The organism is Streptomyces sp. NPDC094032 (assembly GCF_040303965.1).
In the GTDB taxonomy this organism is placed as follows: Bacteria; Actinomycetota; Actinomycetes; order Streptomycetales; family Streptomycetaceae; genus Streptomyces.
On the sequence record NZ_JBEOUE010000005.1, the window covers coordinates 291711 to 316195 of the forward strand.

The 24485-nt window shown below is 71.9% G+C and carries 20 protein-coding genes and 1 tRNA gene; 10 read left to right on the forward strand and 11 right to left on the reverse strand.

The window, feature by feature from the left end:
- Positions 1-53 precede the first annotated feature (53 nt).
- Positions 54-887 carry a hypothetical protein gene (locus ABTZ54_RS10970; RefSeq protein ID WP_351659892.1) on the reverse strand — a complete coding sequence of 278 codons (834 nt, stop codon included), beginning with the start codon at positions 885-887 and terminating at the stop codon, positions 54-56.
- A 175-nt stretch (positions 888-1062) separates the two neighbouring features.
- On the opposite strand from ABTZ54_RS10970, the gene ABTZ54_RS10975 reads away from it, so the two are divergent.
- Entirely contained in the window at positions 1063-1845 is a 783-nt protein-coding gene (locus ABTZ54_RS10975) for a serine protease (protein WP_351659895.1), read from the forward strand.
- A 63-nt stretch (positions 1846-1908) separates the two neighbouring features.
- Here the strand turns inward: ABTZ54_RS10975 and ABTZ54_RS10980 are convergent, their stop codons facing one another.
- Positions 1909-3654, reverse strand: coding sequence for a glycoside hydrolase family 35 protein (locus tag ABTZ54_RS10980; RefSeq protein WP_351659898.1), 1746 nt, complete (start codon positions 3652-3654; stop codon positions 1909-1911).
- Positions 3655-3749: 95 nt separating this feature from the next.
- Here ABTZ54_RS10980 and ABTZ54_RS10985 point away from each other — a divergent pair, with 95 nt between their 5' ends.
- From ABTZ54_RS10985 to ABTZ54_RS11010, 6 genes are all read left to right on the forward strand, one after another.
- Positions 3750-4637, forward strand: a complete 888-nt coding sequence (locus ABTZ54_RS10985; protein WP_351659901.1) for a helix-turn-helix domain-containing protein — start codon at positions 3750-3752, stop codon at positions 4635-4637.
- An 11-nt stretch (positions 4638-4648) separates the two neighbouring features.
- Positions 4649-5017, forward strand: coding sequence for a chorismate mutase (locus ABTZ54_RS10990; RefSeq protein WP_351659904.1), 369 nt, complete (start codon positions 4649-4651; stop codon positions 5015-5017).
- Positions 5017-6012 carry an asparaginase gene (locus tag ABTZ54_RS10995; RefSeq protein ID WP_351659907.1) on the forward strand — a complete coding sequence of 332 codons (996 nt, stop codon included), beginning with the start codon at positions 5017-5019 and terminating at the stop codon, positions 6010-6012. The genes ABTZ54_RS10990 and ABTZ54_RS10995 overlap by 1 nt, the downstream gene beginning before the upstream one ends.
- Positions 6013-6096: 84 nt before the next feature.
- The gene (gene pepN, locus ABTZ54_RS11000) at positions 6097-8580 is read left to right on the forward strand and encodes an aminopeptidase N (protein WP_351659910.1); all 2484 of its coding nucleotides are present in this window, start codon (positions 6097-6099) and stop codon (positions 8578-8580) included.
- A gap of 130 nt (positions 8581-8710) precedes the next feature.
- Positions 8711-10096 carry a pyridoxal phosphate-dependent decarboxylase family protein gene (locus tag ABTZ54_RS11005; RefSeq protein ID WP_351659912.1) on the forward strand — a complete coding sequence of 462 codons (1386 nt, stop codon included), beginning with the start codon at positions 8711-8713 and terminating at the stop codon, positions 10094-10096.
- Positions 10093-11505 carry a lysine N(6)-hydroxylase/L-ornithine N(5)-oxygenase family protein gene (locus ABTZ54_RS11010; RefSeq protein WP_351659915.1) on the forward strand — a complete coding sequence of 471 codons (1413 nt, stop codon included), beginning with the start codon at positions 10093-10095 and terminating at the stop codon, positions 11503-11505. The genes ABTZ54_RS11005 and ABTZ54_RS11010 overlap by 4 nt, the downstream gene beginning before the upstream one ends.
- Before the next feature lie 10 nt (positions 11506-11515).
- On the opposite strand, the gene ABTZ54_RS11015 is transcribed toward ABTZ54_RS11010, so the two are convergent.
- Entirely contained in the window at positions 11516-13327 is a 1812-nt protein-coding gene (locus ABTZ54_RS11015; RefSeq protein WP_351659919.1) for a bifunctional metallophosphatase/5'-nucleotidase, read from the reverse strand.
- A gap of 126 nt (positions 13328-13453) precedes the next feature.
- Between ABTZ54_RS11015 and ABTZ54_RS11020 the strand changes: the two genes are divergently transcribed.
- On the forward strand, positions 13454-14128 hold the full coding sequence (locus ABTZ54_RS11020) for an SIMPL domain-containing protein (protein WP_351659922.1): 675 nt from the start codon (positions 13454-13456) through the stop codon (positions 14126-14128).
- 146 nt (positions 14129-14274) lie between these two features.
- Positions 14275-15705, forward strand: coding sequence for a pyruvate kinase (pyk, locus tag ABTZ54_RS11025; protein WP_351659925.1), 1431 nt, complete (start codon positions 14275-14277; stop codon positions 15703-15705).
- A gap of 51 nt (positions 15706-15756) precedes the next feature.
- Here pyk and ABTZ54_RS11030 read toward each other — a convergent pair.
- Positions 15757-15829, reverse strand: a tRNA-Leu gene (locus tag ABTZ54_RS11030).
- Positions 15830-15954: 125 nt separating this feature from the next.
- Between ABTZ54_RS11030 and ABTZ54_RS11035 the strand changes: the two genes are divergently transcribed.
- Positions 15955-16620 carry an ANTAR domain-containing response regulator gene (locus tag ABTZ54_RS11035; protein ID WP_351659927.1) on the forward strand — a complete coding sequence of 222 codons (666 nt, stop codon included), beginning with the start codon at positions 15955-15957 and terminating at the stop codon, positions 16618-16620.
- A gap of 66 nt (positions 16621-16686) precedes the next feature.
- On the opposite strand, the gene ABTZ54_RS11040 is transcribed toward ABTZ54_RS11035, so the two are convergent.
- The 7 genes from ABTZ54_RS11040 to ABTZ54_RS11070 form a co-directional block, all read right to left on the reverse strand.
- Positions 16687-17403 carry an ABC transporter ATP-binding protein gene (locus tag ABTZ54_RS11040; protein WP_351659930.1) on the reverse strand — a complete coding sequence of 239 codons (717 nt, stop codon included), beginning with the start codon at positions 17401-17403 and terminating at the stop codon, positions 16687-16689.
- Positions 17400-18386 (reverse strand): ABC transporter ATP-binding protein, encoded by a 987-nt coding sequence (locus tag ABTZ54_RS11045; protein WP_351659972.1) that lies wholly within the window; start codon positions 18384-18386, stop codon positions 17400-17402. Before ABTZ54_RS11045 ends, ABTZ54_RS11040 begins: the two co-directional genes overlap by 4 nt.
- Positions 18387-18391: 5 nt before the next feature.
- Positions 18392-20161, reverse strand: coding sequence for a branched-chain amino acid ABC transporter permease (locus ABTZ54_RS11050; protein ID WP_351659933.1), 1770 nt, complete (start codon positions 20159-20161; stop codon positions 18392-18394).
- Positions 20162-20166: 5 nt separating this feature from the next.
- Positions 20167-21099: a branched-chain amino acid ABC transporter permease gene (locus ABTZ54_RS11055; protein ID WP_351659936.1), complete on the reverse strand. Its 933-nt coding sequence runs from the start codon at positions 21097-21099 to the stop codon at positions 20167-20169.
- A gap of 120 nt (positions 21100-21219) precedes the next feature.
- On the reverse strand, positions 21220-22458 hold the full coding sequence (locus ABTZ54_RS11060; RefSeq protein ID WP_351659939.1) for a branched-chain amino acid ABC transporter substrate-binding protein: 1239 nt from the start codon (positions 22456-22458) through the stop codon (positions 21220-21222).
- 439 nt (positions 22459-22897) lie between these two features.
- Positions 22898-23353 carry a hypothetical protein gene (locus ABTZ54_RS11065; RefSeq protein WP_351659942.1) on the reverse strand — a complete coding sequence of 152 codons (456 nt, stop codon included), beginning with the start codon at positions 23351-23353 and terminating at the stop codon, positions 22898-22900.
- Positions 23350-24234 (reverse strand): trypsin-like serine protease, encoded by an 885-nt coding sequence (locus ABTZ54_RS11070; RefSeq protein ID WP_351659945.1) that lies wholly within the window; start codon positions 24232-24234, stop codon positions 23350-23352. The genes ABTZ54_RS11065 and ABTZ54_RS11070 overlap by 4 nt, the downstream gene beginning before the upstream one ends.
- Positions 24235-24485 lie beyond the last annotated feature (251 nt).

The window sequence follows — 24485 nt, forward strand, 5'->3', positions numbered from 1 at the left end:
CCCGAGGCCCCCGAACGGCGCAAATCCATTCCTTGATACGTAGTGACGTACGGTCAGGGCGCGCAGTCCAGCACGGTGGCGCACACCCCGCAGCGGGCCTTCACCCGCCCCCGCCCCGCCGCCACCCGCAGCCGCTGGCCGCACACCGGGCAGGGGAAGACGCCGTCCCCGGTGGCCCGGGCGCGCCGCCGGGCGGCCCAGCCGGCGCCCGCGAGCGGCGGCCGGCGCCAGTCGCGGGCGGCCTCCTCCCGGCCCCGTACCCACGCCTCGTACGCGACCGCGCTGGTGAACCACGGAGAGGGGTCCTCCCCGAACACATCGGCCCGCTTGGCGAGGACGTAGCCGAACTCCTCGGGCGTCAGATAGCCCAGCTTCTGGCTGGACATCCCGTCCTGCCGGAACGCGTCGAGCAGCAGCCAGCCCGCGCCGAGGTAGGTGGTGACGACGTCGGTGAGGATCTCGTTCTCCGCCGTCGTGGGGAAGGAGAGCCCGAGGCGGTGCAGCAGCACATGGGTGATCTCGTGGGAGAGCGCGGCGCCGATGTCCCGGCGGTGGGCCGGCCGGGCGAAGCGCTCGTTGAGCTCGACGAAGTACTCGGGACCGGCCGTCAGTTCGACCGCCGCCGCGTGCTCCATCGCGCGGAAGCTCACCACCATCCGGGCCTCCGGCAGCCGCAGCTGCCGGACGAGCGCGCGGGCCGCCGCCTGGGCGCCGAGGTGGAGCCCCTCCGGGTCCTCGACGGCGACGTCCGAGGCGGGGACGCTCGTCTCGTAGCGCCGTACGCCGTCGGGGGACAGGCGCCGGTAGAGCGCGCGGATGGCGGCGCGGACCGTGTCGAGATGCGGGAACCCGTGCACGACACGGGAGACTTCATCGCTGTGCGGCATCCCGGACCACCCCCTGCCGTCCAGGGTACGGGCGGCGCGTCCGGCGCCCCTGGGCATGCCCCGTCTGGCCGAAAAGGCCTTCTTGTCGCCCCCGTCAAGCACTGTCCATAATCCGGACCACATCTTGACGGGCTCATGCCATCAAGATCAACCCCCCATGAAAGAAGGCAGTCGCATGCAGAAGAACAGTCTGGTCCGCGCGCTGCAGAAACTCGCCGCGGGCGCCGCCGTCGTCCTCGCCGCCGTCAGCCTCCAGCCCACCACCGCCTCCGCCGCGCCCGCCCCGGTCGTCGGCGGCGTCCGCGCCGCCCAGGGCGAGTTCCCCTGGATGGTCCGGCTCTCGATGGGCTGCGGCGGCTCCCTGATCACCCCGCAGGTCGTGCTCACCGCCGCGCACTGCGTGAACGGCTCCGGCCCCAACACCAGCATCACGGCCACCGCCGGGGTCGTCGACCTCCAGTCGAGCAGCGCCATCAAGGTCAAGTCGACCAAGGTCTACCAGGCCCCCGGCTACAACGGCCAGGGCAAGGACTGGGCCCTGATCAAGCTGGCCTCGCCGATCACCAGCCTCCCCAACCTGAAGATCGCCGACACGACCGCCTACAACAGCGGCGACTTCACCGTGTCCGGCTGGGGCGCCGCCACCGAGGGCGGCGCGCAGCAGCGCTACCTGCGCAAGGCGGTCGTCCCGTTCGTCTCGGACGCCGACTGCCAGTCCGCGTACGGCAGCTCCCTCGTCCCCGGCGAGGAGATCTGCGCCGGGTTCAACCAGGGCGGCGTCGACACCTGCCAGGGTGACTCCGGCGGCCCGATGTTCCGCAAGGACAACAACAACGCCTGGATCCAGGTCGGCATCGTGAGCTGGGGCGAGGGCTGCGCCCGGGCCGGCTACCCCGGCGTCTACACCGAGGTCTCGACCTTCGCCTCCGCGATCACGGCGGCCGCGGCGACGCTGTAACGGACAGGGAGACCTGAGGGTGCCCGGGGCGCGAAGCCCCGGGCACCCGCCTGTGCGCGGGCGCTACCCCAGCTCCACCCCACCCCCCGCCCCGCCCTCCAGCTCAAGCACCCACACCTCGTTCGCGCCCTCCCGCAGCACCGGGCCCGGCACGAACAGGGACTCCTGCGGGCCGGTGTTCCAGTAGCGGCCCAGGCAGAAGCCGTTGACCCACACGAAGCCCCGGGTCCAGCCGGGCAGGCGCAGCGCCGCGTCGCCCGGGGACGGCACCGTCACCGAGACCCGGTGCAGCCCCGGACCGGCATCCTCGGGGACGGGGACGAACGGGACCCCGGCCACCGCCGCCGCCTCGAAGGCGTCGAGCCGCAGCCCCCGGGCCCGTACCCCGTGCAGATACTGCCGCTCGTGCCGGATCCCGCCCGTCACGCCCTTCGGCTCCGCGAGCCGCGGCCCGTAGTTGACCCGGCCCAGGGACTCCACCCACAGCTCGACCACCGCGGGCCCCGCCACCGGCTCCGGCAGCACCGCCTCCTCCGTGTCGAGCACCCCGGCGAACACCCCGTCCACGTACACCGACGCCCGGTCGCGCAGCCCCGTCACCGCCAGCGGGTACGGCTGCCGCGGGCCCGGCACCTCCACCCGGTAGTGGACCAGGCCCCGGTCCACACCCACCTGCTCGAAGGTCGGCGGCACCGGGGAGACCGACTCCGCGTCACCGAGCACCGCGAGGACCTCCGACAGCGGCGCCCAGCCCTCCAGCGCACCGCTCGCGGGCGCGCCGATCCGCGCCGGCGGCTCCGGCAGCTCGGGCAGCGGCCCCTCCGCGTACGCGGCGAGCACCTCACGGAAGCGCCAGAACTTCTCCGTCGGCAGCCCCGCCTCGTCGATCGGCGCGTCGTAGTCGTACGAGGTGACCGTCGGCCGCAGCGCCCCCTCGTGCTCCCGCCCGGCCCGGTTCGCCCCCGCCCACCCGGCGAAGCTGGTCCCGCCGTGCGCCATGTAGACGTTCACCGACGCCCCGCACTCCAGGATCTCCCGCAGCGCCGCCGCCGCGTCCGCCGCGTCCCGCCCGACATGCTCCGTGCCCCAGTGGTCGAACCAGCCGCACCAGAACTCCATGCACATCAGCGGACCGGACGGCTGGTGCCGCCGCAGCGTCGCGAACGCCTCCCGCGCCCCCGACCCGAAGTTCGCCGTCGCCAGCACCCCCGGCACCGAACCGCCCGTCAGCATGTGGTCCTCCGGCCCGTCCGAGGTGAACAGCGGCACCTCCACCCCGCAGGCGAGCAGCAGATCGGCGACCCGCCGCAGATACCCCGCGTCGGTGCCGTAGCTGCCGTACTCGTTCTCCACCTGCACCAGGACCACCGGACCGCCCCGCCCGATCTGCCGCTCCACCACCTGCGGCAGCAGCCGGCGGAACCAGCGCTCCACATGCGCCAGATACTCCGCGTCGTCCGTGCGCACCCGCCGCCCCAGCGGCCCCGTCAGCCAGTGCGGCAGGCCGCCGTTCTCCCACTCGGCGCAGATGTACGGGCCGGGGCGCACGATCGCCCGCATCCCGGCGTCCGCCACCGCGTCCAGGAAACGCCCGAGCGCGTCCACGTCCCCGTAGCGGCCGGGCTCCGGCTCGTACAGGTTCCACGGCACGTACGTCTCGACGCAGTCGAGGCCCATCGCCCGCAGCATCCCGAGCCGGTGCGCCCACTGCTCCTCGTGCACCCGGAAGTAGTGCAGCGCCCCCGAAAGCAGCCGCACCGGCCGCCCGTCGAGAAGAAAGTCCTCGTCACCCACCACGAACTCGCTCATGCGCCTCACCTTCGCCCTCTGGCGGCGGACCGGTCCATGGACAAAGATCGTCGCAGTTTGGACCCTTCGACGGGCGCTGGGGAGGCTGTCGCGCGATGTACCACACCTGGATGCGCTACTTCACGCCCGGCCCCGTCCACCACCGCCTCGGCCTGGTCTGCCTCGGCGTCGGACTCCAGCACGGCACCCTGCCGACGGTCGGCCCGCGCACCCTGGACCACCACGTCGCCGTCCTCGTCAGCTCCGGCGGCGGCTGGTACCGGGGCCCCGACGGGCGCCGCACCACCGTCACCGCCCCCGCCGTCATCTGGCTCACCCCCGGCGTGCCCCACCACTACGCCGCCGACCCCGGCACCGGCTGGGACGAGTCCTTCGTCGACTTCACCGGGCCCGCCACCGCCACCTACACCGAGCTCGGCTACATCGAACCCGACCGGCCCGTCGTCCCCCTCTCCGACGCCGCCCCCGCCCGCGCCGCCGTCGCCCGCATCGCCCGCGCCGCCCGCCCCGGCAACCCCCTCCTGGAGGTCGAGACCGGCGCCGCCGTCCACGAGCTCCTGGTCGCCCTGCGCCGCTCCCGCGCCGACACCAACGCCGACGGCGACCCCGTCCTCACCGCCCTCGCCCGCGACGCCTTCAGCCGTCTCACCGTCGCCGAACACGCCGCCCGGCACGGCATGACCGCCGCCGAACTGCGCACCGCCGTCCGCCGCGCCGCCGGGTGCAGCCCCAAGGACTACCTGCTCACCGTCCGCCTCGGCCGCGCCAAGGAACTCCTCGCCGGCACCGAACTCCCCGTCGCCGCCGTCGCCCGCCGGGTCGGCTACGACGACCCCGCCTACTTCTCCCGCCTCTTCACGCGCCGCGTCGGCACCGCCCCCGTCCGCTTCCGCGAACAGCAGGGCAGGGCCGTCCCCGGCGGCTGGAGCACCACCGTTCCGGATCCCGAACACCCGCCCACGATCCTCCCGAGATCCGGATAGGGTCGCTCCTCATGAGCGAGTCCAGCGGCAACCATGACGGCACCGGCACCAGCGACACCAGCGGCACCCACGACGGCCCCGGCATCGACCCCTCCGTCGCCGCCGAGCTGACCCGGCTGCGCGAGAGCATCGACAACATCGACGCGGCCGTCGTCCACATGCTCGCCGAGCGCTTCAAGTGCACCCAGCAGGTCGGCGTCCTCAAGGCCCGGCATGAGCTGCCGCCCGCCGACCCGGCCCGCGAGGCCCGCCAGATCGCCCGGCTGCGGGAACTCGCCGGGAGCGCGAAACTGGACCCGGCCTTCGCGGAGAAGCTGCTGAACTTCATCATCGCGGAGGTCATCCGCCACCACGAGACGATCGCGGACGGAGCACGCTGATGGCCCGCGTCACCGTATTCACGCTGGGCGGCACCATCTCCGCGCGAGGCGGTGACGCCTCCCGCATGACCGGCACCGAGGTGCTCGCCGAGCTCGGCGTCACCCCCGAGGGCGTCGAGGTGGAGCTCCGCGACTTCCGCCGCGTCCCCAGCTCCTCGCTCTCCTTCGAGGACCTCGCCGCCCTCGCCGACGAGGTGCGCGCGACCGTCGCCGCGGGCTCCGGCGCGGTCGTCGTCCAGGGCACCGACACCCTGGAGGAGACCGCCTTCCTCCTCGACCTGCTCTGCACCACCGAGGAGCCGATCGCCGTCACCGGCGCCATGCGCCGCCCCGACCTGCCCGGCGCCGACGGCCCCGCCAACCTCGCCGCCGCCCTCGCCGTCGCCGCCGACCCCGGCTGCCGCGGCCTCGGCGTCCTCGTGGTGCTCGCCGACGAGATCCACGCCGCCCGCTTCGCCCACAAGGCCCACACCACCTCCGTCGCCACCTTCACCTCACCCGGCGCCGGACCCCTCGGCGCCGTCGTCGAGGGCGAGCCGCGGATCCTGCTCCGTCCCGCCGTCCCTTCCCGGCTCTGCCCGCTCAGCCTCGACCCCGGCGTACGGGTCGCCCTGCTCACCCTCTCCCTCGGCGACCGGGGCGAACTCCTCGACGCCGTCGCCGACCGCTACGACGGCCTCGTCGTCGCCGCCTTCGGCGCGGGACACGTCCCCGCCGCACTCGTCGAGCCGCTCGCCGCGCTCGCCGAGCGCGTCCCGGTCGTCCTCGCCTCCCGTACGGGCGCGGGCGCGACCCTCTCGCACACCTACCGCGGCCCCGGCTCCGAGTACGACCTGCTGCACCGCGGCCTCGTCCCGGCCGGCCCGCTCGCCCCCGCCAAGGCCCGGCTCCTGCTGCACGCCCTGCTCTCCAGCGGCGCCAGGGGACCCGCCGGATACGACCGGCCCCGGATCTCCGCGGCCTTCGCCCACCTCGACGGCGCGGGCCTGGCGTAGGGCCTGTCCGACGATTCCCGTCGGACAGGCCCTGATCCATAACCCCCATGCCGGGGCAGGGGGCCATCAGGCAGCATGGCCCCCATGTCCGTACTGACGCGCGACGAAGCGCAGACCCGTGCCCAGCTCCTCGACGTCCACCGCTACACCGTGGACCTCGACCTCACCACCGGCGACGAGACCTTCGAGTCCACCAGCCTCATCCGCTTCACCGCCCGGGCCGCCGGGAACACCTTCGTCGAGCTGAAGCCGGAAGCCCTGCACTCCGCCGTCCTCGACGGCACGCCCCTCGACACCGCCGCCCTCGACGACAACCGTCTCCCGCTCGTCCTCACCGAGGGCGAGCACACCCTGAGCATCGCCGCCACCATGCGCTACTCCCGCACCGGCGAGGGCATGCACCGCTTCACCGACCCCACCGACGGCGAGGCGTACGTCTACACCCAGCTGTTCATGGAGGACGTCCAGCGCGTCTTCGCCGCCTTCGACCAGCCCGACCTCAAGGCCGTCTTCGAGATCGGCGTCACCGCCCCCGAGGAGTGGACCGTCCTCTCCAACGGCGTCACCGAGCGCGGCGCCGACGGACGCTGGACCGCCGCGCCCACCCAGCTGCTCTCCACCTACTTCGTCTGCGTCGCCGCCGGCCCCTGGCACTCCGTCCGCTCCGAGCACGCCGGCCTGCCCTTCGGCATCCACTGCCGCCGCTCGCTCGCCCCCCACCTCGACGCCGACGCCGACGAGATCCTCGACATCACCAAGGCCTGCTTCGACCGCTACCACGAGAAGTTCGACGAGCCGTACCCCTTCGACTCGTACGACCAGGCCTTCGTCCCCGAGTTCAACCCCGGCGCCATGGAGAACCCCGGACTGGTCACCTTCCGCGACGAGTTCGTCTTCCGCTCCGCCGTCACCGACACCGAGCGGATGACCCGCGCCATGGTCATCGCCCACGAGATGGCCCACATGTGGTTCGGCGACCTCGTCACCCTGCGCTGGTGGGACGACATCTGGCTGAACGAGTCCTTCGCCGAGTACATGGGCTTCCAGACCATCAACGAGGCCTGCTCCGACCGCTTCGCCGACACCTGGATCGACTTCGGCGCCACCAGGAAGGCCTGGGGCTACGAGGCCGACCAGCGGCCCTCCACCCACCCCGTCGCCCCCGACCCGGACGCCGTCCCCGACACCGCCTCCGCCCTCCTCAACTTCGACGGCATCTCCTACGCCAAGGGCGCCTCCGCGCTGCGCCAGCTCGTCGCCTGGATGGGGGAGAAGGACTTCCTCGCGGGCATCAACATCCACTTCAAGCGCCACAAGTTCGGCAACGCGACCCTCGCCGACTTCATCGACAACCTCGCCGCCGCCACCGACCGCGACGTCCACGGCTGGGCCGAGCAGTGGCTGCGCACCACCGGCGTCGACACCCTCACCCCGCGCGTCGAGGGCGAGGGCAACCAGTGGCGGCTCACCGTCGACCGCGCGGGCAGCCGCCCGCACCGCGTCGCCGTCGGCGTGTACGACCTCGACGCCGCCGGCGCCCCGGTGCTGCGCCGCCGGTACGAGCTCGACGTCCCGCAGGCCGCCCCGCTCGACCTCGCGGGCCCGCGCCCCGCGCTCGTCGTCCTCAACGAGGGCGACCTCACCTACGCCAAGATCCGCTTCGACGAGGTGTCCCAGGAGACCGCGCTGCGCGGCCTCTCCCGCATCCCCGACGCCCTCACCCGCGCCGTCGTCTGGAACGCGCTGCGCGACATGGTCCGCGACGGCGAACTGGAGCCCGCCGCCTACCTGGAGACCGCCCTCGCGCACCTCCCCGAGGAGACCGAACTCGCCGTCGTCCAGGGCGTCCTGGGCTTCGCCCGCACCCAGATCACCGACCGTTACGTCTCCGCCGCCGACCGTCCCGCCGCCCTCGCCACGCTCTGCGATATCGCCCGCGACCTGATGCGCCGCACCGAGGGCGGCGAGGCGCCCGGCCTGCGCCTCACCGCCGTGCGCACCTACGTCGACAGCGCCACCACCCCCGACAAGATCGCCTCCTGGCTCGCCGACGGCACCGTCCACGGCGGCCCGGAGCTCGACCCCGAGCTCCGCTGGCGCATCCTCGCCCGGCTCGCCGTCCTCGGCGCCACCGACGAGGCCGCCATCGCCGCCGAGCTCGACCGCGACCCCAGCGCCACCGGCCGGGAGGGCGCCGCCCGCTGTCGCGCCGGCCTGCCGACGGCGGAGGCGAAGGCCGCCGCCTGGGCGTCCATGTTCGACTCCGACGACCTCTCCAACTACCTGTTCACGGCCACCGCCCAGGGCTTCTGGCAGCCCGAACAGGCCGAGCTCCTCCACCCCTACGTGGCCCGCTTCTACCCGGACGCCCTCGCCCTCGCCGACCGCCGCGGCGCCGCCATGGCCGAGGCCGCCGGCCGCTGGGCCTTCCCCGCCGACGCGGTCGACGCCGACTCCCTCGCCCTCGGCGACCGCCACCTCGCCGAGGATGCCCCGACCCCGGCCCTCCACCGCAAGCTGGTCGACCAGCTCGACGACCTGCGCCGGGCACTGCGCGTACGCGGCTGAGGCGAGGGCCGACGGCCCGCACCCTCACGCACCACGGACGGGGCCCTGACACCAGGGCCCCGTCCCCCGTTCGGGTCACAGTGACGGACTCTCCGGACAAACCCCCAGAACCCCCGGCACGCTGTCGTCCATGCGTGCCGCACCCCTCGCCGGAGGCGCCCCCGGCCCCGACCGACTCCGCCCCCTCCTCGACACCGTCCTCGACGCCCTCCGCACCGGCGCCGAGGACCGCGGCGGCCCCCTCCCCGCCGGCGGGCCACAGGCCGTGGCCCATCAGGTGCGGGAGGCCATCGGGGAGGCGCTGCCCGAGGACGGCACCGGGGCCGCCGAGGCCCTGTTCACCCTCGTACGCGCGGTCACCGCGGGCGCCGCCGACCCCGCGCACCCGCTGTGCGCGGCGCACCTCCACACCCCGCCCCTCGCCCTCGCGGCCGCCGCCGACCTCGCCGCCTCCGTCCTGAACCCGTCCCTGGACTCCTGGGACCAGGCCCCCGCCGCCTCCGCGCTCGAAGCGCTGGTCACCGCCGCCCTCGCCGCCGAGGCGTTCCCGGCGGCGCCCCGCCCCGACGGCCTGGTCACCACCGGCGGCACCGAGTCCAACCAACTGGCCCTGCTCCTCGCCCGCGAGCGCCACGAGCGCCACGGCACCGTCCAGACCCTCGTCGGGGCCAACGCCCACCACTCCTTCCGCCGCGCCGCCTGGCTCCTCGGCCTGCCCGAACCGGTCGTCGTCCCGGCCCCGAGCGGCACCATGGACCCGGCCGCCCTGGCGCAGGCGCTCACCGAGCTCCCCGGGCCGCTGCTGGTCGCCGCCACCGCCGGCACCACCGACGCCGGCCTGATCGACCCGCTCCCGGAGATCGCCGAGCTGTGCGCGGCGCACGGGAACGCCGACCTCCACGTGGACGCGGCCTACGGCGGCCCGCTCCTCTTCAGCGACCGGCACCGCCCGCTCCTCGCCGGGCTCGACCGGGCCCGCACGGTCACCGTCGACCTGCACAAACTGGGCTGGCAGCCGGCCGCCGCCGGGCTTCTCGCCGTCCGGGACGCCGACGACCTCGCCGTACTCGGGCACACCGCCGATTACCTGAACGCCGACGACGACACCGACGCCGGACTCCCCGACCTCCTCGGGCGCTCGCTGCGCACCACCCGGCGGCCCGACGTCCTCAAGACCGCCGTCACCCTGCGCGCCCTGGGCCGCTCCGGGCTCGGCGCCCTCGTCGACGCCTGCATGGCGCTCGCCGAGGAGCTCGCCGCGCTGGTCGAGAAGGCCCCGGGCCTGGAGCTCTACGCCCGGCCCACCCTCACGACCGTCCTCTTCCGGCCGTACGGCGCGTCCGACGAGGCCGTCGCCGGGATCCGCCGCGCGCTGCTCGCCGAGGGCCGCGCGGTCCTCGGCCGGGCCGCGGCCGACGGGCGGCTCTGGCTCAAGGCCACCCTGCTCAACCCCCACGCCACCCCCGGCGACCTGGCACAGATCATCTCCCTCGTGGAAGGCGGCACCGACCGATGACCGGCAGCACCCCCCAGCACGACCTCGACCGTCCGCACGACCTGGTGGGCGTCGGCATCGGCCCGTTCAACCTCTCCCTCGCCGCACTCGCCCAGGGCGTCCCCGGCGGCCTGGCCACCGCCTTCTTCGAGCAGCGGCCCGCCTTCCACTGGCACCCCGGCCTGCTCATCGAGGGCGCCACCCTCCAGGTCCCGTTCCTGGCCGACCTGGTGACCCTCGCCGACCCGGCCAGCCCGTGGAGCTTCCTCAACTACCTCAGGAGCCGCGACCGGCTCTTCCCCTTCTACTTCGCCGAGAAGTTCCACATCCAGCGCGCCGAGTACGACGCCTACTGCCGCTGGGTCAGCGGCCAGGTCCCCGGGCTCCACTTCGGACACCAGGTCGATTCCGTCCGCTGGAATCCCGAACGGCGCCTGTTCGAGGTCGACTTCACCCAGCTGGACGCCGACGGCGAGGCCGAGGCGCTGGGCCGCGCGTACACCCGCAATGTCGTCCTCGGCGTCGGCACCGAGCCCTACGTCCCCGAGCCGCTGCGCCCGCTCGCCGACGCGCCCGGGGTGCCCGTGATCCACTCCGCCGACTACCTGACCCACCGCGAGACCCTGCTCGCCGCCGGGCACGTCACCGTCATCGGCTCCGGCCAGTCCGGCGCCGAGGTCTTCCTCGACCTGCTGCGCGCCCGCCCCGAGGGGGCCGAGCGGCTGCACTGGCTGGCCCGCAGCGAGGCCTTCGCCCCCATGGAGTACTCCAAGCTGGGCCTGGAGCACTTCACCCCCGACTACACCCGCTACTTCCACGCCCTGCCCGAGCCGGTCCGGGGCGATCTCGTGCCCCGCCAGTGGCAGCTGCACAAGGGCATCGACGCCGACACCATCGCCGCCATCCACGACGAGCTCTACCGCCGCACCCTGCACGGCGGCTGGCCGGACGCCGTCATCACCCCGGGGGTCCGGGTCCGCACGGCGGGCCGGGTCGCCACCACCAAGGTCGAGCTGCACCTGGAGCACGCCCAGCAGAACACCCGCTCCCGGCTCACCACCGACGCCGTGGTCCTGGCCACCGGCTACCGCGAGCGCCCGGTCGACCGGATGCTCGCCGGACTCGACCCGTATCTGCGGCACGACTCCGCCGGGCGCCCCCGGATCGACAGCGCGTACCGGCTGGTGCTCGACGACTCGGTGACCGGCTCGGTCTACGTCCAGAACGCGGAGAAGCACACCCACGGCGTCGGCGCCCCCGACCTGGGGCTCGCCGCCTGGCGCAGCGCCGTCATCCTCAACTCGGTCACCGGCGCGGAGCCCTACCGGCTGCCCCGCCGCACCGCCTTCACCACCTTCGGCCTGGACGCGCGAGAGGCGCCGAGCATCCCGGCCCAGGGCCAGAAGCTGACGCCTCTCGTCCAGCACTAGCGTCCGGTGCCTAGAAGACCGGCACGCCGTCCCGGGTCAGCTTCCAGTCCACCGAGGCGAACAGGGCCGGGTCGACCGTGCCCTTGGCCTTGACCCACTGGATGATCGTGTTGCGGATTTCGTCCGAGTTCGCCCACAGCTGCTGGGCCTTGGCCACGTGCGGGAAGGCGCCGCCGCCGCTGGCCCGGTAGTTGTTCACCGCGAGCACGAACTGCGCGGCCGGGTCGAGCGGCTTGCCCTGGAAGGACAGGTTCGCGATCCGCTGGCCCACCGGCTTGGCGATGTCGATGTCGTACGCGAGCCCGGACACGGCGTCGTAGTTGTAGTCCGGGGTGTTGTCCGCGTTGGTCAGCTTCGCGGTGTCGACGGGGGCGCCCGCCGGGGTCTGGACGTAGTACTTCGCCGAGTACTCCAGGTAGTCCTTCAGCTGGGCGCCCGTCAGCAGGCGGGCCTCCATGGTGTTCTCGAAGGGGTAGAGCCCGGCGGCGTCCTTGATGGTGATCTGACCGGACGGGATCCGGGCCGTACGGGAGAAGCAGGAGGCCTGCGAGAGCACCGGCAGGTTGGCGTAGGCGCCGCCGGCCAGCGCCGCCTTCACCGTCTCGGCCTGGACGACGTTGATCAGGTCGATGATCGGCTCGTCCTTCCACGGCGCGTCGGCCGTGGTCATGGCGGCGGTGGAGGTGCCGATCACCTGGTTGACGTACGCGACGACCTTCTTGTGCTCGTCCACGAGCAGCCCGGTGATCTCCGGGTCCTCGGCGACCGTGTTGGAGTTGAGGACCTTCGCGCCGACCTTCTCGACGGTCCAGCGGCCCTTCTCCCACACCAGGTCGAAGTCGAAGAGGGTGAGGCGCTGGCCCCACTTGAGCGGCTCGGACAGGACGACGTCCTTGCCGGTCTCCTTGTTCGCGATCCGGTACTCGGGGATCTCGGTGTGGGCGTGCCCGACGAGGATCGCGTCGATGCCCGGCACCTGCTCGGCCACGAGCCCGGCCGCGTTCTCGATGTACGGGAGCTGGTCACCGTACGAGGAGGTGCCGCTGGAGCCGGAGTGCGCCGAGACGACGACCACGTCGGCGCCCATGGAGCGCAGCTTCGGCACCCACTTGGCGGCCTGCTCCTCAAGGCCCGGGAAGACCATCTTGCCGCTGACGTTCGCCTTGTCCCAGATGGCGATGCCCGGGTTGGTCAGGCCGAGCACGGCGACCTTGACGTCACGGCCGTGCGGGGTGCGCAGCCGGTGCATGCTGTACGGCGGGAAGGCCGGGCGCAGGGTCTTCGCGTCGAGCGCGTTGGCGCCGAGCAGCGGGAAGTCGCACTGCTCCTGGAACTTGCGCAGCACCGGGATGCCGTAGTTGAACTCGTGGTTGCCGAGCGCGGCGGCGTCGTAGCCGATGGCGTTCATGGCCTGGGCCATCGGGTGGACCGGGCCGCCGGCCTTCGTGATCGGGTCGACCTTGGCGTAGTAGTAGGACAGCTGGGTGCCCTGGATGGTGTCGCCGGCGTCGATGAGGAGGGTGTTGCAGCGCCCCTTCTCCTCGCGGACCTGCTCGACCAGCGTGGAGATCTTGGCGAGGCCGACGTCGTTGTGCGCCTTGTCGTCAAACTCGCGATCGACGAAGTAGTCCCAGTTGAAAACGTTTCCGTGCAGATCGGTGGTGCCCATCACGGTGAAGGAGTACCGCTTCTGCGGACGCGGGCGGCCGTGGCCGGGGGCTCCGTCGTGGGCCTCGGCGGGCACGGCGACGGCGCCGGTGAGGGCCACTCCGGCCCCGGCGGCGGCCGAGCGCTCCAGGAACGTCCTGCGGTTCAGCGGCATGTGTGTTTCTCCCCTTGTGGTTCTGTGGCGAGGGCGCCGACCGTGGCGCACAACGCGCGTAGATTCTGGCTCGGATCGCTCGGTCGCAACAGACCTATCGGGTTACGGAGTGGGAAAGTGTTCGGTATGACACAGCAGCAGCCCACCCCCGAGGCACCCCAGGTGACGGTCCGTGGCGAAGGCCGCCTGGAAGTGGATCCGGAACTCGCCAGGATCGGTGTCTCGGTACGCGCCCGCGGCACCGACCGCTCCTCGGTCCTGGCCGCCCTGACCAGCCGGAACGCCGAGGCCATCGCCCTGGTCAAGTCGTACGGGGAGGCCGTCGCCAAGCTGGAGACGGGCGCCCTCTCGGTCAGCCCGGAGCCCACCCGGCACGGGCGCGGCGAGCGGGTGCGCGGCTACCAGGGCTGGGTGCACCTGTCGGCGGAGCTCACCGACTTCACCGCCCTCGGCGAGCTGGTCACCCGCCTCGCCGACCTGGAGTGGACCCGGGTCGACGGCCCCTGGTGGGCGCTGCGCCCGGACTCACCGGCGTACGCGGAGGCCCGCCGGCAGGCCGTACGGGAGGCGGTGCGCCGGGCCCGCGAGTACGCGGAGGCGCTGGGGTCCTCGCTGGTGGCGCTGCTCGAACTCTCCGACACCGGGATCGGGCAGGGCGCGCCCGCGCCGATGGGCGGGATGCGGATGGCGTTCGCGGCGGAGTCGGTGGAGGCGCCCGCGCCGATGGAGCTGGAACCGCAGCGCCAGACGGTCACGGCCGAGGTCGCCGCGCGCTTCACGATGGTCCCGCCCGCACTCTGAGACGAGCGGCCGGGGACCGCGAAAATCGCTCATCAGAGCAGCCGTTCGCACAGATTCAAGACTTGTCAACAACCTTTCATCGAAAGGTTGTTGAGTAGTCATGCCCGGCCCATTCGCTACCCGCCGGTAAGCCCTAGGCTCGCCTCATGCGCCGAGCGAAAATCGTTTGTACCCTTGGGCCCGCCACCGAAACATACGACCAGATCAAGGCGTTGGTCGAAGCCGGGATGGACGTGGCCCGTCTCAACCTCAGCCACGGCTCCTATGTCGAGCACGAGGAGCGTTACCAGCGCGTCCGCAAGGCGTCCGAGGAGACCGGCCGCAGCGTCGGCGTCCTCGCCGACCTTCAAGGTCCGAAGATCCGTCTCGGCCGGTTCCGCGAGGGTCCCGTACTGCTTGAACGCGGCGACGAGTTCGCCATCACCGTCGAGCCGATGGAGGGCGACCGCCACTGCTGCGGCACCACCTACGCCGGCCTCGCCGAGGACGTCACCGCGGGCGAGCGCATCCTCGTCGACGACGGCCGGGTCACCCTGGAGGTCGTCTCCGTCGAGGGGCCCCGGGTCAACACCCGGGTCGTCGAGGGCGGCATGGTCTCCGACAACAAGGGCCTGAATCTGCCGGGGGTCGCCGTCTCCGTGCCGGCGCTGTCCGAGAAGGACGTCGAGGACCTGCGCTGGGCCCTGCGGATCGGCGCCGACGTCATCGCCCTCTCCTTCGTCCGCAGCGGCCGGGACATCGAGGACGTCCACCGGATCATGGACGAGGAGGACCGCCGGGTCCCGGTCATCGCCAAGATCGAGAAGCCGCAGGCCGTCGAGAACATCGAGGACATCGTCGCCGCCTTCGACGGCATCATGGTCGCCCGCGGCGACCTGGGCGTGGAGATGCCCCTGGAGCAGGTGCCGATCGTCCAGAAGCGGGCGGTCAAGCTGGCCAAGCGGAACGCCAAGCCGGTCATCGTCGCCACCCAGATGCTCGACTCGATGATCGACAACTCCCGGCCGACCCGCGCCGAGGCCTCCGACGTCGCCAACGCCGTCATCGACGGCACCGACGCCGTGATGCTCTCCGGGGAGACCAGCGTCGGCAAGTACCCGGTCGAGACCGTGCGCACGATGAGCCGGATCGTCGAGGCCGCCGAGGAGGACGTCCTCGCCAAGGGGCTGCCGCCGCTGACCGAGCGCAGCAAGCCCCGCACCCAGGGCGGCGCGGTGGCCCGGGCCGCCGCCGAGATCGGGGACTTCCTCGGGGCCCGCTTCCTGGTCGCCTTCACCCAGTCCGGCGACACCGTCAAGCGGCTCTCCCGCTACCGCTCGCCGATCCCGCTGCTGGCCTTCACGCCGGACCCGGCGACCCGCTCCCAGCTCAACCTCACCTGGGGCGTCGAGACCTTCCTCGGCCCGCACGTGGACTCCACCGACGCGATGGTGGCGCAGGTCGACGAGGAGCTGCTGCGGATCGGGCGCTGCCAGAAGGGGGACATCGTGGTCATCACGGCCGGTTCACCGCCCGGAGTGCCGGGTTCCACCAACCTGGTCCGCGTCCACCACATCGGGGAGCCCCCGGCGGAGTGACGGTCCCCCGGAAGCCGCAGTCGGGGCGTGACCTTGGAAAACGCGTTAATGTACCCCGGGTGGGATTCGAACCCACGCTAGATGGTGTTTGAGACCATTGCCTCTACCGCTGGGCTACCGGGGCTTCCTTCGAAACGAAGGGCGGCGGTCACCCGCCGTGCCCCTACCTTACAGGAGGTGGGTAGGCTCATGGGGAGCTGTATCCGCCTCGATCCGCCCCGCGAACGAGGCCTTGAACGAGGAGCCCGCGTGACCGCCCCCGAGTCGCCCCAGCCCGCCGCCGACGACGACGCCGGCACGTCGCACGTCCCGCCGCTGACGACCCGTGTCGTCATCGCCGAGGACGAGGCCCTCATCCGGCTCGACCTCAAGGAGATGCTGGAGGAGGAGGGCTACACCGTCGTCGGTGAGGCCGGCGACGGCGCCACCGCCGTGGAGCTCGCCCGCGAGCACCGCCCCGACCTCGTCATCCTCGATGTGAAGATGCCCGTCCTCGACGGCATCTCCGCGGCCGAGAAGATCGCCGGCGAGTCCATCGCCCCGGTCCTCATGCTCACCGCCTTCTCCCAGCGCGAGCTCGTCGAGCGCGCCCGGGACGCCGGCGCCATGGCGTACCTGGTCAAGCCGTTCAGCAAGAGCGACGTGGTGCCGGCCATCGAGATGGCCGTCTCTCGCTTCGCCGAGCTGCGCGCCCTGGAGCAGGAGGTCGCCGACCTCTCCCAGCGCCTGGAGACCCGCAAGCTGGTGGACCGCGCCAAGTCGATCCTCCAGACCCAGTACGGCCTCACCGAGCCGGCCGCCTTCCGCTGGATCCAGAAGACCTCCATGGACCGCCGCATGTCGATGCAGCAGGTCGCCGAGGCGGTCATCGAGGACGCCGAGGAGAAGAAGGCCGCGAAGGCCAAGGAGCAGTAGGCAGGCCCGTACACGCGAAGAAGGCCCGCCCCACGAGTCCGTGGGGCGGGCCTTCGTCCGTGGTGCCTACTCCTCGCCGAGGTACGTCTTGCGCACCTCGTCGTTGACGAGCAGGTCGCTGCCGGTGCCGGACAGCTTCACCGTGCCGACCTCCATCACGTACCCGTAGTCCGCGAGGGAGAGGGCGGCCTGCGCGTTCTGCTCGATGAGCAGGATCGTCATGCCCTCGGCCTTCAGCGCCGCGATGGTCTCCATGATCTTCTGCATCATGATGGGGGAGAGACCCATCGAGGGCTCGTCCAGCATCAGCAGCTTGGGCCGGCACATCAGCGCCCTGCCCATCGCCAGCATCTGCTGCTCACCGCCGGAGAGGGTGCCCGCGGCCTGCTTGCGACGCTCGCCCAGGATCGGGAAGAGGTCGTAGGCCTTCTGGATGTCCTGCTCGATGCCGTCCTTGTCGCTGCGCAGGAAGGCGCCCAGCTGGAGGTTCTCGGCGATGCTGAGCCGGGGGAAGATGTGCCGGCCCTCGGGGGAGTGGGCGAGGCCCAGCGAGACCACCTTGTGGGCCGGGATGCCGTTGAGCACCTGGCCGTCGAAGGTGATCGTGCCGCCGGAGGGCTTGATCAGACCGGACAGCGTGCGCAGGGTCGTGGTCTTGCCGGCGCCGTTGGTGCCGATCAGGGCGACGACCTGGCCCGCGTCGACGGAGAAGGAGATGCCCTTGACGGCCTCGATCTTGCCGTAGGCGACCCTGAGGTCCTCGACCTCCAGAAGTGCGGTCACTTGGAGTCTCCTTCGGTGGTGCTGTCCGCGTCCTGGGACGCGGTGTCCTCCGTCGCGGTGGCGTCCGTCGTGGTGGCCTCCGGAGCCTCCGGGGCTTCGGTGGCCTCGGCCTCCGCCGCCTCGGCCGCGTGCGTCTCCGCGGCCTCGACCTCGGCGGCCTCCTCCGCGCCCGGCGCGCCCTCGAACGGCGTGCCCAGGTACGCGGCGACGACCCGCTCGTCGCCCTGGACGACCTCGGAGGTGCCCTCGACCAGCTTCTCGCCCTGGACGAGGACGGCGACCCGGTCGCACAGCTTGAAGATGAACTTCATGTCGTGCTCGATGACCAGGACCGCGATGCCGAGGTCGCGGATCGCGAAGACCAGCTCCTCGGTGGTGCGGGTCTCGGCCTGGTTCATGCCGGCCGTCGGCTCGTCGAGCAGCAGCAGACCGGGGTCGCTGGCGAGCGCGCGGGCGATCTCCAGCTTGCGCTGCTCGCCGTACGGCAGGTTGCGCGCGAGGTGCTCGGCCTTGGCGGCCAGGCCCACGAACTCCAGGAGCTCCATGGCCCGTTCGCGCGAGGCCGCCTCCGCCCGCTTGAAGCCGGGGCCGCGCAGCAGCGCGGACCACAGGCCCTCCTTGGTCCGGGTGTGCCGTCCCACGAGGACGTTCTCCAGGACCGTCATGTTGGAGAAGAGGCGGATGTTCTGGAAGGTACGCGCGATGCCGGCCTGGGTGACCAGGTGCGGCTTGGGCGGCAGGACCGTCCCCTTGTAGCTGACCTGGCCCTCCGTCGGGACGTACAGACCGGTCAGGCAGTTGAAGAAGGTGGTCTTGCCGGCGCCGTTGGGGCCGATGAGGCCGACGATCTCGCCCTGGCGGACGGTCAGGTCGACGTCACGGACGGCGGTCAGACCGCCGAAGCGCATGGTGACCCCGCGCGCCTCCAGGACGGCGGCCGCGGTCGCGGTGGTCCCGGTGCCGGTCTCGGTGGTGGTCGTCATGGCGTTCACGCCCCCGCCTTCGCCGTACCGGCGCCGGACTCCGCGTCCGCGGGCCGCCGCTGCTCCGGTACGTCGGGCTGCTCGTCGTTCTCGTGGAATTCCAGCTTGGCGCGCTTGTTGGCGATCAGGCCCTCGGGGCGGAAGCGCATCAGCAGGATCAGGGCGATGCCGAAGCCGAGCAGCTGGTAGTCCTGGAGGAAGGACAGCTTGGCCGGGATCAGGAAGAGCAGCGCCGAGCCGACGATGGGACCGCTGATCGTGCCCATGCCGCCGAGGATGACGGCCGCGAGCAGGAACGCGGAGTTCGGCGGCACGGGGCCGGCGAAGACGTAGTTCTCGGGCACCACGGTGGTGTTGACGTGCGCCTGGACCGTGCCCGCCAGGCCGGCCAGGGCCGCGCCGAGGGCGAAGGCGACCAGCTTGACCCGGAAGCCGTTGATGCCCATGGCGGTGGCGGCGGTCTCGTCCTCGCGGATGGCGACCCAGGCCCGGCCGATGCGGCTGTTGCCCGCGCGGGAGAAGACCACCATGACGATCACCATGACGAGGATCATCAGCAGGTAGTAGTTGGCGTACGCGCCGAGCTCGACGCCCAGGACGGTGTGGGACTCGCCGAAGTTGTAGCCGAAGAACTCCAGCTGCGGGATGTTCGGGATGCCGTTCGGGCCGTTGGTGATCTGCGGGCCCGAGGTGCCGTCGAGGTTGCCCATGGCGATGCGGAAGATCTCTCCGAAGCCGAGGGTCACGATGGCGAGGTAGTCGCCGCGCAGCCGCAGGGTCGGCGCGCCGATGACGACGCCGAAGACCAGCGAGGCGGCCATGCCGGTGAGGGCCGCGGCCCAGAACGGGAACTGGACCCCGAAGGCGGAGGAGGTGGCGCCGGAGACCAGGGCCGCGGTGTACGCGCCGACGCCGAGGAAGGCGACGTAACCGAGGTCGAGCAGACCCGCGAGACCGACGACGATGTTCAGGCCGAGGGCGACGGTCGCGAAGATCAGGATGTTGACCGCGATCAGCGTGTACGTGTCGCCGCTCTGCTGGATGAACGGGAAGGCGATGGCCATGACCAGGCTGGCCGTGATGGTCACCTGGCGGTTGCGCGCGGTCATCTGCGAAAGGCGCCCGGTCAGACCGGACTTGATCAGGGCCGTGGCGGAGAAGCCGACCAGGATCAGATACGCGATGAAGAGCTGCGGCTCCGCGTCGTCGGTGTCGATGCCGAAGGTGACCACGAAGAGGCCGAGGGCGAAGACGACGACGATGATCAGGATCTCGGCCCAGGAGGGGAGGGCCTTGGCGCGGGCCGGCCTGCGGGTGTCGTCCGGCAGCTTGTACGCGGCGAGCGCCGGGACGGCCGAGGCGACGACGGCGACACCGGCGCCGGGCTCCAGGTCCACCAGGGCGCCCAGCTCGACGACGATCGAGAGCGCGGTGAACAGGGTGGTGGCGAAGGTGCCCAGGGCCACGATCCACAGCGCCTTGCGGGAGCCGCCCGGGGTGAGCCAGCCGAGGCCCTTGACGCCCAGCGCCGAGAGCGCGTGGGCGAGGGTGAGCACGGCCCCGACGAGCGTGAGCAGCTGGAGCGGGGCGGGGTTGCCGTAGATCGTGAGGTTGCCGGGGAAGTCGGTGGTCCACGTCCACGGCAGGAAGGCGCTGGCGACGGTCGCGACGCTGCCGCCGACGACCGCCCAGAGCAGCCCGGCGGGCTTGCCCCCGGTCGGGGCCGTGGCCTTGTCGGCGTCCGTGGCCTCGGTCTTGGTGAGGTTCTCGCTCATGCCGCTCACGCCCTGTCCGCGACGCGCTCGCCGAGCAGGCCCTGGGGCCGCACGAGGAGGACGACGATGAGGAGGACGAAGGCCCACACGTTGGACCAGGCACCGCCGCCGAGCTGCTGCATGCCGGGGATGTCCTCGATGTAGGCGATCGAGAGGGACTCGGCGATGCCGAGGACCACGCCGCCGACCATGGCGCCGTAGATGTTGCCGATGCCGCCCAGGACGGCCGCGGTGAAGGCCTTGAGGCCGAGGATGAAGCCCATCTCGAAGTTGATCTGGCCCTTGTCGAGGCCGTAGGCGACCGCGGCGACGGCGGCGAACGCGGCACCGATGGCGAAGGCCATGACGATGATGCGGTCGGTGTTGATGCCCATCAGCTTCGCGGTGTCCGGGTCCTGCGCGGTGGCCTGCATGGCGCGCCCGCTGCGGCTCTTGGAGACGAAGACGCCGAGGGCGAGCATGCACAGCGGCGCCAGGATCAGCACGAAGGCGTCGGAGCGCTGGATCGCCAGGTTGTCGAGGAGCTGGAAGGCCTCGCCCTTGAACTCGGGGAAGCTGACGGCCTTCTTGGCGTCCGGGTAGAACTGCCAGACCAGCTGCTGGAGCGCGATGGACAGACCGATCGCGGTGATGAGCGGCGCCAGCCGGGGCGCGCTGCGCAGCGGCCGGTAGGCGAACCGCTCGGCGGCGGTGGCGACGGCCACGGAGGCTATCGCGCCACCGACGATCATGAGCGGTATCGCCACCAGAAGGGACGTTCCGCTCGGCAGAGCGGTGTAGGTGGTGAGGGCGCCGAAGCCCCCGATCATGAAGATCTCGCCGTGGGCGAAGTTGATGAGCTGGACGATGCCGTAGACCATGGTGTACCCGATGGCGATGAGGCCATAGAGAGCACCGAGGGCCAGGCCGTTGGCCAGCTGTTGCGGCAGTTCGTTCACCGCAGGGCCTCCGATGAGCGTGTCGGATATGACTCCGCGCGAGGGCGCTGTTTGCGCCCTCGCGCGGGCTGGTTCAGGTGTTTCGGGTGGTGCGGGGTGGGCCCTGGACGGGCCGGGGTCCTACTGGTTGAAGGTGTCGCTCTTGACGTCGACCCACTTGCCGCCCTCGACCTTGTAGACCGTGAGCTGCTTGTTGGTGGTGTCGCCGAACTCGTCGAAGGAGACCTTGCCGGTCACACCGTCGAAGGAGACCTTGCCCAGGGCCTCGGTGACCTTGGCGCGGGCGTCGGCGGGCAGCTTGCCGTTGTTGGCGGCGACGGCGGCCTTGACGGCCTGGATGATCGCCCAGCCGGCGTCGTAGGAGTAGCCGCCGTAGGCCGCGTACGGGTCCTTGTAGCCACCGGCGTTGTAGTCGGCGATGAACTTCTTGGCGGTGTCCAGCTTCTCGACCGGGTAGCCGATCGAGGTGGCCAGGTCACCGTCGTTGGCCTCGCCGGAGGCGCTGATGAAGGCCGGGTCGTAGATGCCGTCGCCACCCATGACGGGGATCTTGGCGCCGGTCTTCTTGACCTGGTCGGAGAGCAGGCCGCCCTCGGGGTACTGGCCGCCGAAGTAGACGGAGTCCGCGCCGGACGCCTTGACCTTGTCGGCGGTGGAGGAGAAGTCGGTCTCCTTCACGGTGACGTGGTCGGTGCCGACGACCTGGCCGCCGAGACGCTTGAACTCGTCGGTGAAGATCGCCGCGAGGCCGGCGCCGTAGGTCTGCTTGTCGTCGACGACGAAGACCTTCTTCTTGCCGGCGTCCTTGAAGAGGTACTGGGCGGCGAACTTGCCCTGGACCACGTCGGTGGCGGCGGTGCGGAAGTAGGTCGGGAAGGGGCGCTTGAACTCGCCCTTGCCCCAGTTGTCGCCCTGGCTGAGCGAGGGGTTCGTGTTGGCCGGGGAGACCTGCGCGAGGCCGGCGGCGGCGAAGACGCCCTGCATCTGCTGGGAGACGCCGGAGTTCAGCGGGCCGACGACGCCCAGGACTTCCTTCTTGCCGACCAGCTTGGTGGCGTTGGCCTGGCCGGAGGCGGGGACGGCCTGGTCGTCCAGGGCCTCCACCTTGAAGGTGATCCCGGGGACTTCCTTGTTCTTGTTGGCGGTCTTGGCCGCCAGGTCCACGGAGTTCTTGATGCCCTGGCCGAGGGCGGAGAGCGAACCCGTGAGCGGGGCGTCCACACCGATCACGACGGTGGTGGTGCCGCCGGCGTCGTCGCCGCCGCCCTTGCCCCCCTCGTCGCGCGAACCGCAGGCGGTGAGGGTGAGCGCTCCCGTGGTGAGCACGCTGGTGAGGATGAGCAAAGAACGGTGTCGCACGAAGAATCCTTTCCCTGGCGCGGCCCCCTCAAGCTGAGGCGGTGCCGTGGAGCTGTGTAGCTAGAGGTGCCGTTTCGATGCCGGGCCGTACGGGGTGGAGCGGGTGCCGTGCAGAGAGGGCGCCCGGCGGCGCGGTGACTGGCCGTGACTCTAGGCGCAGGTGGGGAGGGTCGGGGAGCGCCGAGGTCAGGATGTGACTGTCTTGTTATGCCGACGGGGGGAGACGGTGTGCAGGGGGTGGGCAAAGCCGGGCACAACGGTCGGTAGTGCGGTGTTCACATACTGAGAACGCCCAGTTCCGCTAAGGGGCTTGAGCGGTTTTGGCTCCTGACGACCGCCTCGGTCGACTCTCCGGATATCGGACAGTGCGCTCGATGTCATCGGACGTACGACCTGACCGGAGGGCTCCATTCCGACATTGCGGCGGTGTTACGCAGTGTTACGAAGAGGAGGGTTCGGGTCCGCCCGTGGGTACTCTCTGTTCGCTGGGCGGACGCCAGTTCTCCGAACTTCCCGTCGCCCCCTTCGCCTCCTCGCAGCGTCGGCGGCTCTCCCGGTCGGCCAGCGCGAAGGCCGCCTCGCGGCCCGCCCGCCGCTCCTCGGCGCGGCCCGCCCGCCGCTCCTCGGCGCGGGCCGCCAGCAGCACCTCGTCGTGGATCGCGTACTGCTCGTTGGACAGGCCCTTCTGCTCCCAGTCGAGCCCCGCCCACTTGCTGCCCTTGAGCGCTTCCTTCACCCAGTACGACACGAGGCTCGTGCACACGTCCGCGGGCGTGCTCGCCTGGGGCGCCGGGTCCTCGGGCGCGCGTTCGCACCCGGCGACCAGGGCCAGGACGCAGGCCGCCAGGACCGCGGTGGTCGCGGCCCTGGCGGAGGCGATCCCCTGGCGGGTCACGGGAGTCGGACGTACGGCTTCAGGAAGTCGCGGGCGCCCGGGGTGTCGAGCCGGTAGACCACGTTCGTCGCGTAGCAGGGCGTGTCCCCGGTGATCGTGGTGGCCACCAGGGTGCGCCGCCCGTCCAGCGTCGCGAAGTTCGGGCCGCCCGAATCCCCGTAGCAGGCACCGCCGTTGCCCTGCGGGGCGGTCATCCCGAGCCTGATCCAGGCGTCGTTCAGCGCGTTGAAGGTCACCGGGGCCTTCATTCGGACGCCGCCGCCGGGGTGGGTCTGGCCGCCGGGTCCGCGCTGCGCCTCCTGCGTTCCGTACCCCGCGACGACGAAGGGCGTGTCGTTCAGCCCCCGCGCTCCGAGCGCGTCGAGGGCCCCGGCGGGCGGCAGGCTCGCGGGCGTGAAGCTCCAGCGCTCCGCGATCTTCGCGGCCGGCAGTTCGATCACCGAGATGTCGTGACGGTCCGAGGCCGGGCCCGGGTAGGCGGGGTGACTGTGCGCGACCCCCGCCACGCCGACGGCCTCCGCCATCGCGGCCGGGTCTCCCGGGTGCTCGGCGGCGGCCCGGTCCAGATCGGCCTGCACGTCCTGGTCGAGGGAGACGTAGAAACGTACGTTCTCCGGCCAGTCGGTGGTGCAGTGCGCGGCGGTCAGGAAGGTGTCGGCGTCGACCATGGTGCCGGAGCAGACCCAGTCCGCCCGGTCGGGCGTGCCGGGGTCGTCGTCGTCGTCCCAGGTCGCGATCAGCGCGCCGACCTCGGTGCGCTCGGGTGCGGGAGTGGCGTTGTACGAGTTGATCGCCGCGGACGGGATCGCGGTGGCGAGCACGGCGGCGCAGGCCGCGGCGGCTGCCGCGGTCACCAGGGTGGTGGTGCGGGTGGACCTCACGGGGGACCCCTCGGTGTGTGAGTGGATCGCCAGTGAAGCCGGTGCCGTCTTCGGGGGCAAGGGGGCCTGAGGTAAAGGGAGTTGGAAATACGGCGGGGGCTTGGGGGGAGGCGTGTCGCGGGGCCCCGGGGCGGAAGGCCGGGGCCTCCGTGGGGGTAGGGGGTGTCCGGACTGCGACCTTCACTTCGCTGCGCTCGTTACGGGCGCCGCCACGTCCGGACAGGACCAGACGGGTGATCAGACCGGCGGCG

Coding starts and splice junctions, on each gene's coding strand:
- ABTZ54_RS10970 (WP_351659892.1), bottom strand. CDS start 887: ATGCCGCACAGCGATGAAGTCTCCCGTGTCGTGCACGGGTTCCCGCAT.
- ABTZ54_RS10975 (WP_351659895.1), top strand. CDS start 1,063: ATGCAGAAGAACAGTCTGGTCCGCGCGCTGCAGAAACTCGCCGCGGGC.
- ABTZ54_RS10980 (WP_351659898.1), bottom strand. CDS start 3,654: ATGAGCGAGTTCGTGGTGGGTGACGAGGACTTTCTTCTCGACGGGCGG.
- ABTZ54_RS10985 (WP_351659901.1), top strand. CDS start 3,750: ATGTACCACACCTGGATGCGCTACTTCACGCCCGGCCCCGTCCACCAC.
- ABTZ54_RS10990 (WP_351659904.1), top strand. CDS start 4,649: ATGAGCGAGTCCAGCGGCAACCATGACGGCACCGGCACCAGCGACACC.
- ABTZ54_RS10995 (WP_351659907.1), top strand. CDS start 5,017: ATGGCCCGCGTCACCGTATTCACGCTGGGCGGCACCATCTCCGCGCGA.
- pepN (WP_351659910.1), top strand. CDS start 6,097: ATGTCCGTACTGACGCGCGACGAAGCGCAGACCCGTGCCCAGCTCCTC.
- ABTZ54_RS11005 (WP_351659912.1), top strand. CDS start 8,711: ATGCGTGCCGCACCCCTCGCCGGAGGCGCCCCCGGCCCCGACCGACTC.
- ABTZ54_RS11010 (WP_351659915.1), top strand. CDS start 10,093: ATGACCGGCAGCACCCCCCAGCACGACCTCGACCGTCCGCACGACCTG.
- ABTZ54_RS11015 (WP_351659919.1), bottom strand. CDS start 13,327: ATGCCGCTGAACCGCAGGACGTTCCTGGAGCGCTCGGCCGCCGCCGGG.
- ABTZ54_RS11020 (WP_351659922.1), top strand. CDS start 13,454: ATGACACAGCAGCAGCCCACCCCCGAGGCACCCCAGGTGACGGTCCGT.
- pyk (WP_351659925.1), top strand. CDS start 14,275: ATGCGCCGAGCGAAAATCGTTTGTACCCTTGGGCCCGCCACCGAAACA.
- ABTZ54_RS11045 (WP_351659972.1), bottom strand. CDS start 18,386: ATGACGACCACCACCGAGACCGGCACCGGGACCACCGCGACCGCGGCC.
- ABTZ54_RS11050 (WP_351659933.1), bottom strand. CDS start 20,161: ATGAGCGAGAACCTCACCAAGACCGAGGCCACGGACGCCGACAAGGCC.